Raw genomic sequence first — 12,592 nt, forward strand, 5'->3', positions numbered from 1 at the left:
AATCCCGGGCTCTGGTGGACAGAGCCCGGGAGCAATCTTGCTGGAAACCGGCCGTCACGCGCGATCGGGCGCGTCCCGCTTCATCCGGATGACCAGCTCGACCTCATCGCCGACCCGCACGCCCGGCATCACCTCAGCGGGGTGATCCTCCAGGGCAGCGCGCAGCCGGTCGGCCAGCTGGGCAGCCTCCGCGGGGCTGCAGCGGATGGAGATCGCCTCCTCATCGCGGCTGCCGTCTTCGCGGGTCGCGTAAGGCAGGGCCCGGCGCCGGCTGGCCGCCTCCACCAGGCCCGCCACCCGGTCCGGCACCGGCCGGCGGACGAGCGGCGCGGCCGAGGGGTCCCCCTCGGCCGCAGTGGGGAACGCCAGGCGGACCAGCCCACGGGCGAAGAAGTATATCGTGCCGCACTGCATCGCCAGGCTGAGCACGGCCTCGCCGGAGCCGGCCAGGGGGACCAGCAGCCAGCGCACCGCCAGCAGCGGTACGGCGTAGGCGTACAGGCTTGCGCCCGCGCCCCGTCCCAGCGCACGGCCGAGCAGCGCGAGCAGGATCCCCGCCGCGAGGCTAACCCAGGCGCCCGGACCACCCGGGCCGATCTGGATGAGACCCAGGGCCAGCAGGCCTACAATCAGCAGAGCCGGCTCCGGCAGGCGCCGTGCGGCCAGGTTGGCCAGGGCATAAAGCGCGACGAAGGCCAGGGCCATCAGGAAGCCGATGCTGAGAAGCGGCCATGCGGGGGGCCGGCCTGAGAGCCAGGGAAACCCCACGGCCGCGAAGAGCGCAGTCAGCACCAGAAGCAGCAGTTCAGCGATCAGCAGCCTCGCCATCTTCTTCCCCCACCTGGGCGCCGCCCACTCCCGCAGCAGGGCCAGCAGCCGCGGCGACGGCCGCAGGGCAACCGCACGCGGCCGGCCGGTCTGGTCGCAACCCATCACGACCCAGAACCCGGTGCGCACCAGCGCAAGCGGCGGGTACCACTCCACCTCCGGGACGCCCAGATCGGCGGCCGCCGAGCCGCTCCCTTCCCAGCGGTGGAGCCAGCGGTGCAGCCGGATGGGCTGCAGGAGGTCGAACACCACCATCCGGCGCCCCTGCGCCACCCTGAGCTGCTGCTCGCCGAGCACATAGTGTACGGTGAGCAGTTCGTAAGCGAGCAGCCCGAGGTATGCCGCCAGGGCCAGCAGCAGGAAGAGGCCGGTGAACTCCAGCGGATGCGCTGCGCCGGGGGTGGCCCGGATGCGCGCGACCAGCCAGCCGGCGGTCAGGAAGACGGCCAGCAGCAGGGCACCGACCAGGTACCGCTCCACACGAGTCTCAGGCTGCTCCTGGTAGTGACCGTCCACCCGAATCCCTCCCGCCCGGGAATGGTTTAGCATTAAACGTTCGGCCATTCGCTCATCATTTCCTCTCTCGTGGCGGTCACCCGCCCCCGCAGCCGGTACGTAAGGCGTGCGGAAAATCACGACGAATGTGCTATTAGAATTGTCCAAGAATGGTTCTGAACTGGCATTTTCGGACACCCGACCCAATGGTAAGGTGAAGGTGAGGGAGGAAACCGCTTCTCCACGGAAGGGGGGCTGATCGTATGACGAACATCGTCCGTCCGCGCCCTGCGGCAACCCCGCACGAACCGTTTGCGCAGCGCACCGCCGACGGCCTGTTCGCCGCTCCCTGGACCGGCAGGCCGCCTGCGGACGACATCGGCAATGTCGAAGACCTGTCGGCCCGCCTGAAGGAGGAACCCGCACACCGGGAGGACATCACCTTGGCGCTCGGTCACCTGCTGGCCGTGCGCGCCCACTGCCAGCGAGCGGCCACAGCCCGGGACTACCTGACCTGCCGGCGGCACTACGCGGATGCCCTGAAGGAGTGTGAGTCGGCCCTGTTCCGGCTGCACAGCTGCGAGGGCGCCGAGGCCGCAGCCCTCACGGGATGGGCCCTGGGGGTGCATGCCCTGATCCGCGCCCAGATGGTCATCGCGGAAGACCCGGCGGAAGCCCGGGGCCTGGCTTCCGAGGCCCTGGGGAGGCTGAGCGGCCCGCAGTCTGCCCTGACCCTGGGCGCCGAGGCCGACGCCCTGTCCGCCCTGAAGCTCCAGCGGGAGACGGCGGAGTTGGAGAACCGACTCCTGCGTCTGCCCGATGAGGTGCGCGCAGTGACCGATTCGGCAGAGCAGGCCGCGGAGAGCCAGCTGAAGACGCTCAACCTCGCGGTGGCGGCCCTGCGGCAGCGGTACACGCAGGCGTTTGCCTGGGTGGTGGGCTGGGGCGTCCTGAACCTGCTGCTCATGGCGGCAGCGCCGCTCAACGCCCTCTGGCTGTCCAGCGTTCCCTGGTCGATCCCCTTCATCGTGCTGCTCCCCGTAATCTGGTGGGCGACGTGGGCCCTGCCCTTCCGCGACGGGCTGCCGTTCTTCGGCTACGTGCGCCGGCTGCGGCTCGAGGCCATCGCCGACCTGCGTGAGGCCGCTGGAGACCTGAAGGCCCCCGGCGAGCGGCTCGCGGCAGAGCTGGAGCCGCTGCTCGTTGCAGGCGAGGCGGCCGAGCGGCGCCTGCGCCAGTTCTACCTCTACCGGCTGCCTGAGCAGTACGAGACCGTCTGGAAGGCCCGGGCCATCGGCGAGGGCGCGCGCGAGCGGCTGCGGGGCGCCTGGATGGCCGACATGATCGACGCCCCGCCGGCTCCCCTGGCCGAGGTGCTGCAGACCACGGAGCGGGTTGCGGCGATCATCGGCGTGCGCCTGGCGGAGTCCTGAAGGCCCTTTACTGTAACTCCGAGAGCCACGGCAGCAGAACCGACAGATCTGTACATTCGAGGTCGGCCGGGTAACGTTCATCGCGCGCCCGGCCGCCCCGCTGCACCCATACGGTGCGCAGGCCGGCGGCCCGCCCGCCGGCCACGTCGCGCCCGGGGTTGTCGCCCACCATGACCGCCTCCTGCGGCTTCACGCCCAGTTCGCGGCAGATGTGGTGGAAGATCCCCGGATCGGGCTTGCCGCAGTCGATCTCCCCCGAAATCACCACGGCGTCGAACTCGGCCTCCAGGCCGGAGCCGGCCAGCTTGGTGCGCTGCAGGTCGGGCACGCCGTTGGTCACGATGCCCAGCAGGTAGCCCCGCTCCCGCAGGGCGGCCAGCAGCGGGTCGACCTCGGGGTAGCGCGGATACCGCCGGCGCGCCGCCGCGAAGCGCTCGGCCATCGCCTCGGCCAGGGCGTCGTCCCGCACCCCCTGCTCCGCCAGCGCATTCCACCAGACGGCCACGCGGTAGCCCGGCGCCCACGCCCTGAGCCCCAGGATCTCCGGGTGCTCTCCCCGGTCGTACCGGGCCCAGAGCCCCTCCCCCGCGCTGTGGCCGATGCGCTCACAGTAGGCGGCGTGCGGCCCCTCAGCCCACAGGCGACGGGCCTCTTCCCAGGCCCGGGCCGCCAGCCGGTCGGCATCCGCGCGCGGCCCGGCCAGCGCTGCGGCAGCCGCCAGGGCCTCCCGTGTGACGGGTTCGTCGAGGATCAGCGTCTCGTCCAGATCGAAGACGACAGCCCTGACCAAATGTTCCACCTCCTGCTATTTGCGTCATCTTACCATACTACGAGCGAAAAAAGACCCCCCGGCCTCATGCCAGGGGGTCGATCTGCCGCTCGGTGGAACTACATCATGTCCATGGCCGGGTTCGGAGCGTTGTTCTCCTTCTTCTCCGGCTTCTCGGTGACCAGGGCCTCGGTGGTCAGGATGAGCGCAGCGATGGACGCGGCGTTCTGGAGGGCAGTACGGGCCACCTTGACCGGGTCGATGATGCCGGCGGCGATCATGTCCACGTACTCCTCGTTCAGGGCGTCGAAGCCGTGGCCGGAGGGCAGGTTGCGCACCTTCTCGACGACGACGGAACCCTCGAGGCCGCCGTTCTCGACAATGCAGCGCAGCGGCTCCTCCACCGCACGCCGGACGATCTGGGCGCCGACCTTCTCGTCGCCCTCGAGCGTCTGGATGAGCTCGTCGATGGCCTTCTGGGTCTGGAGCAGAGCCACGCCGCCACCGGCGACGATGCCCTCCTCAACGGCCGCCCGGGTGGCGTTCAGGGCGTCCTCGATGCGCAGCTTCTTCTCCTTCAGCTCGACCTCGGTCGCCGCGCCGACCTTGATGACGGCCACGCCGCCGGCCAGCTTGGCGAGCCGCTCCTGCAGCTTCTCGCGGTCGAAGTCAGAGGTGGTCTCCTCGATCTGCCGCTTGATAGAGGCAACCCGGTTCTTGATCGCCTCGGCGGAGCCGGCGCCGTCGATGATGGTGGTCTGCTCCTTCTCGACGCGGACCTGGCGGGCCTGGCCGAGCATCTCGACGGTGGCGTTCTCCAGCTTGCGGCCCAGCTCCTCGGAGATGACCTCGCCGCCGGTCAGGATGGCGATGTCCTCCAGCATGGCCTTGCGGCGATCGCCGAAGCCCGGAGCCTTGACGGCCGCGACCTGCAGGGTGCCGCGCAGCTTGTTGACGACCAGGGTGGCCAGGGCCTCGCCCTCGACGTCCTCAGCGATGATCAGCAGGGGCTTGCCACGCTGCACGACCTTCTCCAGCACCGGCAGCAGGTCCTGAACCGCGGAGATCTTCTTATCAGTGATGAGGATGTACGGCTCGTTCAGAACGGCCTCCATCTTCTCGGTGTCGGTGACCATGTAGGCCGAGACGTAGCCCCGGTCGAACTGCATGCCCTCGACGGTCTCCAGCTCGGTCTGGATGGTCTTGGACTCCTCGACCGTGATCACGCCGTCCTTGCCGACGGTGTCCATGGCCTTGGCGACCAGGTCGCCGATCTCCTTATCGTTATTGGCGGAGATGGCCGCGACCTCGGCGATGGCCTTGTTGGTCTCGACCGGGATGGCCTGCTTGCGCAGCTCCTCAACCGCCACCTCGACGGCCTTCTCGATGCCCCGCTTCAGGATCATCGGGTTGGCGCCGCCGGTGACGTTCTTCAGGCCCTCCTTCACGATGGCCTGGGCCAGCACAGTGGAGGTGGTGGTGCCGTCGCCCGCGACGTCGTTGGTCTTGGTGGCGACCTCCTTCACAAGCTGGGCGCCCATGTTCTCGTAGGGATCCTCCAGTTCGATCTCACGAGCGATCGTCACACCGTCGTTCGCGACGGCAGGGGCGCCGAACTTCTTGTCGAGCACGACGTTCCGGCCGCGGGGACCGAGGGTGACCTTCACGGTATTGGCCAGCGCATCCACACCGGTCTGCAGCTTACGCCGGGCGGACTCGTCGAAGATAATCTGCTTCGCAGTCATCTATTTACAGACCTCCCCTTAGCCCTGAACGATCGCGAGAATGTCGCGCTCGCCGTCCAGGATGATGTACTCCTCGCCGTCGATCTTGACCTCGGTTCCCGCGTACTTGGAGAAGATAACGGTGTCGCCCTCCTTGACCTCGAGCTCCACCTTCGTCCCGGACTCCAGGGTGCGGCCGGGGCCCACGGCGACGACCTTACCCTGCTGGGGCTTCTCCTTCGCGGTGTCGGGCAGCACAATGCCGCTCTTGGTACGCTCTTCCTTCTCGAGCGCCTTGATGACGACCCGAGCGCCCAACGGCTTGATGTTCATCTTGAAGGTCCCTCCTCAGTGCTGAATCTGTTAGCACTCATTCCGCCCGAGTGCTAACACCATGACCTATGATAGAAAAGGAACCGGAGGGAGTCAAGTCCCTCCGAACGCTTTTTTTGCCCTCGCCGCTGCCGCTGCGAACCAGCCCTGGGGCGCGCCTGGATCCTGCCGGCTGTCCGGGCCGGCTCTTCTCTGCCGCTGTTCCTCCGGGCGCCGCTTCGGGTAGAATGAGCGGGGAGGTGGGACGGTGGACAACCTGACCGTGGCAGAAGCCCTCTACGAGATCGCAGACCTGCTGGAATTCACCGGCGGCGACCCGTTCAAGGTCCGCGCCTACCGCAGGGCGGCAGAGGCCCTGGGCCTCCTGCCCGAACAGGTGGCCGACCTGGTGCGGGAGGGCCGGCTCACGCGCGTCCCCGGCGTCGGCAAGGCCATCGCCGCGAAGGTCGCGGAGATGGTGGAGACGGGCCGAATCGGCTACCTGGAGGAGCTGCGCCAGGCGGTTCCCCCCGGCGTGCTGGACCTCACCCGGGTGCCCGGCCTCGGCGCCCGGACCGCCATGCTGCTCTACCGGCGGCTCGGCATCGACAGCCTCGAGGCCCTGGAACTGGCCGCTCGGGAGGGCCGGTTGCGGGACCTGCCGGGATTCGGGCCCCGCAAGGAGTCTGCGCTCCTCGCGGCCGTAGCCCAGGCGCGCCGCCGGCCGGACCGGCTCTCCATCGGCGCCGCCGTGCCCATCGCGGAGGCAGTGGCTGCTCGGCTCCGGGCACACCCCGCCGTGCAGCAGGTCGCCGTGGCGGGCTCCATCCGCCGGCGTGCGGAGACCGTCGCGGACATCGACCTCGTCATCGCCACGCGGGACCCCGCTGCGGTCAGCGCCTTCCTGGACGGCCTGCCCCCGCTGCCCCTGCCCCTGGATCCGCTGGTGGTGGCGCCGGAGGATTTCGCCGCGGCGCTGTTCGAGCGGACGGGATCGGCGGCCCACGTGGCCGAGGTCGCCAGGATGGCAACAGCGCCCGTGACCCTGACGGAATCCGGTGCGGACGTTCCGGCAGATCCCGGTGCGAGCGTTCCGGCGGATCGCGGCCCGGGCGAATCCGACGAGGCCGACGCCGAGGTCTATCGCGCCCGGGGGCTCCTCTTCATCCCGCCGGAGCTGCGGGAGGGACGCGGCGAGATCGCCGCCGCCCTGGCCCGCCGCCTCCCCCGCCTGATTGCACGCGCCGACCTGAAGGGCGACCTGCACGTGCACACCTCCGCCTCTGACGGCACGGCGACCCTGGCCGAGATGGCCGAGGCGGCCCGGGCGATGGGCCACCAGTACCTGGCCATCTGCGATCACTCCCAGTCGCTGCGCATCGCCCGCGGCCTGAGCCCAGAGAGGCTGCGGGAGCACGTGGCGGCGATCCGCCGCCTGGACCAGTGGTCGGACTTCCGGCTGCTGGCGGGAGCCGAGGTGGACATCCTGCGGGACGGCACGCTCGACTACCCCGATGAGATCCTGGCCGAACTGGACGTGGTGGTGGCCTCCATCCACAGCCACATGGGCCTTTCCGAGGCAGAGCAGACCGAGCGGCTGCTCCGGGCCATCGAAAATCCCCACGTCGACATCATCGGCCACCCCTTCGGCCGGGTCATCGGTCGCCGGGAGCCCATGGCCCTGGACTTCCCGCGCATCCTGGAGGCCTGCGCCCGCACCGGCACCGCCCTGGAGATCTCGGCCAGCCCCTCACGGCTCGACCTCTCCGCCGAGCATGCCCGCATGGCGAAGGAGGCGGGGGTGAAGCTGGTCATCAACACCGACGCCCACTCGGTGCGGGAGCTGGAGCTGCTCCCCTACGGCGTAGGCCAGGCCCGCCGGGGCTGGATCGAGCCGGGGGACGTGGTCAACGCCTGGGATCTGCCCGAACTGCTCGAGTGGCTGGGGCGGTCCAGCCCGGCCTGACCGTCACGCCGTCACCCGGGTCAGCAGGCCGCTCCTAGGCGGCGCCCCCCGGGGGCCCACGCCCAGCGTCATCCGGTTGTTGTCCACTACCGTGAGGTCGAAGAGCATCCGGAGGCTGCCCTCCACCTCCATCCAGTAGAACCGGTGCCCCTGGGGCTTCATGACGCGGTCACACCGGGGAAACCGGGCGCCCTCCTGGAACAATTTCAGCCGGAAGAGCCCCTGGGGCGCAGGGCGGATCTCGACCCGCACGTCCCCGTCGGGCAGTCTCCCGGCGTATGTGCCGACCCACGCGTAGTTCATCTGGCCCACGTGCCGGTCGGCCAGGGCATCGAAGGGCCGCGAGACCGGATCGAGCTCAGGGTGGAAGGTCATGACCACCAGGACGTCGGCCTGCCGGTGCAGCCAGACCTCGGAGCAGCTGACCGTCACCGCCTGGCCGGGGCCGATGATCGCCGGATTGCCCGTGCCCACCAGGCGCGCATTCTCGGCCGTGACCGGAAGGCCGGCGGGCACGCTGTAGAACTCGGTGGTGGCCACGACCTCCCGGGAGCCCAGGTTGCACACGACCGCCCGCGGGCGCCCGTCCGGCCCCACCGTGATGTCGGGTGAGGCAAAGGGCGCCGCGAGGGGCCGGACCCCGGCGTCCCCCGGCCGGGACCGCAGCAACAGGAACGCTGGACGGTTCACTCTTCTCTCCCTGCGCAGCACACGAATCCCCCCCATCTGAACATGGAGGGGAATTCTCCGGAGCCAAAGGTCCATCCTTTTCCCTTACAGATTATTCGCACAAAATTTCGGCCGTTTGACAACCTGTGCGCACATTCGACATCCAGGATCTGTGCCGATGTCGCTCCGCCCGCTGCGATCAGCGGACCTTTACGCCTCGCTTCTGCACGTCCGCCAGCCGACGCGCCGGCACCCACTCCCCGGGCCTGGCGGGCGCGGCCGGAGCCGGCGGAGGTCCCTCGGCCTTCGCAGCGCGGGCGAACAGCAGGATGATGAGGGCGGCAGACGCCCAGAGCCAGGGGGCGACCGCCTGGCCGACCCCGGGCCAGTACCGCTCCAGCAAGGCCGATATGGGCAGGAAGGCCCCCTGCCAGAGCGAGTGAATCCAGTCCGGCGCCCAGTAATGCAACAGGAGCAGGCCCGGAAGCTGTGAGAGCAGCGCGGTCCACGCCGCCATCGACGTGCGGTACCGCCGGGTGCGCCGCTCGGCCTCCTCCCGGAAGACGATGCCCAGTCTCCAGACGAACCAGAGGAGCACCAGGGCCGCGGGCAGCCCGACCCAGGGGAACCGGCCGGAGAAGAACCAGCCCAGGCCTCCCAGCAGGATCTGTCCCAGGAACAGCAGGAGCGCCGTCTGAAGCCGCAGCTGCAGCATGATGATCACCTCAAAGGGGTTTCACCTCTACAGTACGCGGCCTGACTACGGTTTTCCTGCTGGTGAATTATCGAGCGGTTAGAGGAACTGGATCGCGCCACCGTCCCGCCACCCGGATCAACCCTGCCCACGCCGCCTACACCCGCTCACTCGCCGCGAAGGGTGAATATCCGGCCGGTGGTCAGCCGTTGGGCTCCGGGCCGGGCAGCTCAAACACCCACGGCCCCTCCACCGCCACCGCCGCCCGCGTGGCCCGGACGGCCACGGGCTCCACCCCCTCGGAGAGACCGGAAGCGTACCGCTGATGGCGCACGCCCTCGCTCACGAAATTGGCCGTGCTTGCCCACGACGCCTGTCCCTGCGGCCCCAGCGGATGCGCCTGCCCCTCTGCATCGATGACCTCGAACCCGGCGATCCCCCGGAGCGGCTCAACGTCCGGCATTTCCCAGCGGAAGCCAACGCCATCGGGGGTCTGCTCAAACGCCACCAGCGTGATCGGCACGCCCATCACCTCAGCCACGGCACCCTCCTCCAGGGGCCAGACGGCCTCAATCGGAACACCCTTGACCCGGGGCCTCAGGACAAGCCTGGACGGCCCCTCCATCGGCGGAAAGGCGATGTGGTAGACATCGTCGACCCCGATGCTGCTCTTGCTCGACTCAGGATACCGCCGGCCGTCCACCTCCAGGTAGTTGTACTCCACCTCAGGATCCCATCTCAGCGAACCCTGGAAATGCTCCTTCTCCTCCCGGTACCGGACCACGGTCTCGGCCGGGGTGTAGATCACGCTCTCCACCGTCACCCGCACGCCGTCGTGCTCCAGCGTCTGGTTCACGGCCACCTCCCGGGAGAACTTGTCGGTCTCCTGGCGAGAGGCAGGTACGGTCAGCCGGATCTCCTCATCGCCCACCCGGAACGTCAAACCGAGTTCGGCTTCCTCCGTCTCCAGCGGCAGCGTGGACAGGACGCCGAAATGGCCGAGAGGCGTCTCCTCCGGGTACATGAAGCTGCTGGTGGCACCCTGGCCGTTCACGGTGTCGATAAACCCAACCACAGGCTCCACCGTCCGCGGAGGGATCACGAGCGAATCCACCGGCCGCGGAGGGGTGATGAGTGAATCCACCGGCACGGGCGCCCCATCCCGGTGCGGGCTGCCAGGCGCGCCCAACACCCGGTAGAGCACCGTCGTGCGCCGGGCGTCCGCCACCACGCCCAGGATGCGTACCGTGACGCCGTTCTGCGTGACCTCGGCCACGTTTCCGTCGATCAGCCCCCTGTCGTACGCCCACTTCAGCCCGGCGTCCTCGAGGATGATCCGGGTGATGACGGGGCCCACCAGCGGCAGCTCGGCCGCCGCCCCTGCCCAGCGGGGGAAGGTGAGACCCAGTGCCAGGGCGACTGCCGCCGCGGCGGCCGCGCCTCCCAGCCATGACCACCGCCGGCGGGTGCGGCGCACCGCATCCCCCCGAACATAAGCCTCGAGGTCCATGCTCGGCTCACCGGCCTGCGCCCAGCGCTTCAGCCCCTGGCTCAGGCGGTGCTCAAAGTCGTCGCGGCCCGTCATCGCGCCGCCCTCCTCTCCGCTTCCTCCATCTCCCGCAGCAGGGCCAGCGCCTTGCCCAGGCGCGATTTCACCGTGCCCACGGGGATGCCCAGGGCCTCGGCCACCTCCTGCTGCGACATGTCCAGCATGTAGCGCAACACCACCACCGGGCGCAGGTGGTCGCTGAGGCGCGCGACCATCTCCCAGATCGCCGTCGCCTCGGCATCCGGCCCCGGGGCCGTATCGGGCAAGTATGCCGCCAGGTCCTCCACCGGGAAGGATCGCCGGCGGCGCTCCAGGATCTGCCGGCACTGCCGGATCAGGATCCGCCGCATCCAGGCGCCGAAGGCGTGCTCGTCCCGCAGCTGGCCGAAGTGCCGGTAGCCGGCCAGCGCCGCCTCCTGCAGGGCGTCCTCGGCGTCGGCGCGGTTCCCCAGCATCGCCAGCGCGATCCGCTCCAGGTAGCCCTGGTGGGCGCGCAGCAGCTGAAAGTAGTCCATGGTGCAGTCCTTCCCTGAGTGATCTCACACAGATAGAGGGCGGAAGAGCAACTTCCGTTCGCGGCCCTCGCACCGTCGCCGGTACATCAAAACCCCCGCGCCGAAACTCGGCGCGGGGGCGTCTGCACTCATTCCACATCCTCACCGGGGCGGATGTACGTCCCGCTCTTGCCGCCGCTCTTCTTCACCAGCCGGACGGCCCCGATCACCATGTCTTTGTCCACGGCCTTGGCCATGTCATAGATGGTGAGCGCCGCCATCGAGCAGGCGGTGAGCGCCTCCATCTCCACGCCGGTCTTGCCGACGGTGGAGACCCGGGCCTCAATCAGCACCCGGCTGCCAGCCTCGTCGAAGGCGAAGTCGACGCTGGCCTGCGTGATGGGCAGCGGGTGGCAGAGGGGGATCAGTTCCCCGGTGCGCTTGGCGGCCATGATGCCCGCCACCCGGGCCACGCCGATCACGTCGCCCTTGGGCACCCCGCCCGACTGAATCAGGGCCAGGGTCCCGGGGCGCATCTTCACCTCCGCCCGGGCGACGGCCACCCGCTCGGTCTCCGGCTTCGCGCCGACGTCGACCATGCGGGCGCGGCCGTGCTCGTCCAGATGGGTCAGTTCAGCCATGTTCTCCGTTCCCTCCAGCCGCCCGGCTACCCGCCGATGCCGTGCATCACCCGCAGGGTGTGGTCAGACTCCGCGTCGTCGAAGTTGTGCTCCCGCGGCTTCCTGAGGATGGCATCGGCCAGGGCGTTCTTCAGGTCCTCGTCCGTCTTCGCAGGATCGCGGATGACCGACTTCAGGTCCACCTCGTGCACGTGGCCCAGGCAGGGGTTGATCTTGCCGTCGGCCGAGAGGCGGATCCGGTTGCAGTCGGCGCAGAAGCACTCGGTCACGGCCGAGATGAAGCCCACCGTGCCCTTCGCGCCGGGCAGCCGCCAGTACTTGGCCGGGCCGTTGCCCTTCACGCCCTCACGTACCGGCTCCAGGTCGCCGAAAGCATCCATCAGCCGCTCCCGCATCTCGGCGGCGGGCACCAGGTTGTCCCAGGTGAACGTGTATGCCTCCGAGAACGGCATGACCTCGATGTAGCGCATGTGAATCGGCCGGTCGATGGTCAGCCGGGCCATGTCGGCGATCTCGTCGTCGTTCCAGCCGCGGATGACCACCATGTTCAGCTTCACCGGCTCCATGCCCAGATCGAGGGCCGTCTCCACCGCCTCCAGCACCTGCGCGGGGCTGCCGTTCAGCCGGGCGATCTTCGTGAACCGGTCCGGACGCAGGGTGTCCAGCGAGATGTTCAGCCGGTCGACCCCCGCGGCCTTCAGTTCCTTCGCCATGGGGGTGAAGAGCAGACCGTTGGTCGAGAGCGAAAGGTCGGTCACGCCCAGCGGCTTCAGCTGCGCCAGGAACTCGACGATATTCTTGCGCACCAGCGGCTCGCCGCCGGTCACACGGATGCGGTCGATTCCCAGGCTCACCGCGGCCTTCACGACCCGCAGAAGCTCCTCGTACGTGAGGTACTCGCTGTGCGGTCCCAGCTTCACACCGGTCAGGGGCATGCAGTACACGCAGCGAAGGTTGCAGCGGTCGGTCACAGAGATGCGCATGTAGTTGATCTTTCGGCCCCACTGGTCAATCACGG

The 12,592-nt window shown here is 69.2% G+C and carries 12 protein-coding genes; 2 read left to right on the forward strand and 10 right to left on the reverse strand.

Features of this window, described 5'->3' with window-relative positions; translation table 11 throughout:
- Positions 1-54: 54 nt before the first annotated feature.
- Positions 55-1,344, reverse strand: coding sequence for a hypothetical protein (locus ACZ45O_RS11670; RefSeq protein WP_464853151.1), 1,290 nt, complete (start codon positions 1,342-1,344; stop codon positions 55-57).
- Between the two features lie 242 nt (positions 1,345-1,586).
- Here ACZ45O_RS11670 and ACZ45O_RS11675 point away from each other — a divergent pair, with 242 nt between their 5' ends.
- Positions 1,587-2,756, forward strand: coding sequence for a hypothetical protein (locus ACZ45O_RS11675; RefSeq protein WP_464853152.1), 1,170 nt, complete (start codon positions 1,587-1,589; stop codon positions 2,754-2,756).
- 7 nt (positions 2,757-2,763) lie between these two features.
- Here the strand turns inward: ACZ45O_RS11675 and ACZ45O_RS11680 are convergent, their stop codons facing one another.
- The 3 genes from ACZ45O_RS11680 to groES all read right to left on the reverse strand — a co-directional run bounded on the left by ACZ45O_RS11680 (position 2,764) and on the right by groES (position 5,582).
- A complete protein-coding gene (locus ACZ45O_RS11680) occupies positions 2,764-3,546 on the reverse strand; it encodes an HAD family hydrolase (protein WP_464853154.1) in 783 nt (260 codons plus the stop codon).
- Positions 3,547-3,644: 98 nt separating this feature from the next.
- Positions 3,645-5,270, reverse strand: coding sequence for a chaperonin GroEL (groL, locus tag ACZ45O_RS11685; protein WP_464853155.1), 1,626 nt, complete (start codon positions 5,268-5,270; stop codon positions 3,645-3,647).
- 18 nt (positions 5,271-5,288) lie between these two features.
- Positions 5,289-5,582 carry a co-chaperone GroES gene (gene groES, locus ACZ45O_RS11690; RefSeq protein ID WP_464853156.1) on the reverse strand — a complete coding sequence of 98 codons (294 nt, stop codon included), beginning with the start codon at positions 5,580-5,582 and terminating at the stop codon, positions 5,289-5,291.
- 247 nt (positions 5,583-5,829) lie between these two features.
- Here groES and ACZ45O_RS11695 point away from each other — a divergent pair, with 247 nt between their 5' ends.
- Complete coding sequence (locus ACZ45O_RS11695; protein WP_464853158.1) at positions 5,830-7,527, forward strand: PHP domain-containing protein; 1,698 nt, start codon at positions 5,830-5,832, stop codon at positions 7,525-7,527.
- 3 nt (positions 7,528-7,530) lie between these two features.
- On the opposite strand, the gene ACZ45O_RS11700 is transcribed toward ACZ45O_RS11695, so the two are convergent.
- The 6 genes from ACZ45O_RS11700 to moaA form a co-directional block, all read right to left on the reverse strand.
- Positions 7,531-8,217, reverse strand: coding sequence for a hypothetical protein (locus ACZ45O_RS11700; RefSeq protein WP_464853160.1), 687 nt, complete (start codon positions 8,215-8,217; stop codon positions 7,531-7,533).
- A 178-nt stretch (positions 8,218-8,395) separates the two neighbouring features.
- Positions 8,396-8,920 (reverse strand): hypothetical protein, encoded by a 525-nt coding sequence (locus ACZ45O_RS11705; protein WP_464853162.1) that lies wholly within the window; start codon positions 8,918-8,920, stop codon positions 8,396-8,398.
- A 172-nt stretch (positions 8,921-9,092) separates the two neighbouring features.
- Entirely contained in the window at positions 9,093-10,475 is a 1,383-nt protein-coding gene (locus tag ACZ45O_RS11710) for a DUF4179 domain-containing protein (protein ID WP_464853163.1), read from the reverse strand.
- Positions 10,472-10,954, reverse strand: coding sequence for an RNA polymerase sigma factor (locus ACZ45O_RS11715; RefSeq protein WP_464846750.1), 483 nt, complete (start codon positions 10,952-10,954; stop codon positions 10,472-10,474). Before ACZ45O_RS11715 ends, ACZ45O_RS11710 begins: the two co-directional genes overlap by 4 nt.
- A gap of 128 nt (positions 10,955-11,082) precedes the next feature.
- Entirely contained in the window at positions 11,083-11,574 is a 492-nt protein-coding gene (gene moaC / locus ACZ45O_RS11720; RefSeq protein ID WP_464853165.1) for a cyclic pyranopterin monophosphate synthase MoaC, read from the reverse strand.
- Between the two features lie 26 nt (positions 11,575-11,600).
- Positions 11,601-12,590, reverse strand: a complete 990-nt coding sequence (gene moaA / locus ACZ45O_RS11725; protein ID WP_464853167.1) for a GTP 3',8-cyclase MoaA — start codon at positions 12,588-12,590, stop codon at positions 11,601-11,603.
- Between the last annotated feature and the right edge of the window lie 2 nt (positions 12,591-12,592).

The organism is Symbiobacterium turbinis (assembly GCF_055383075.1).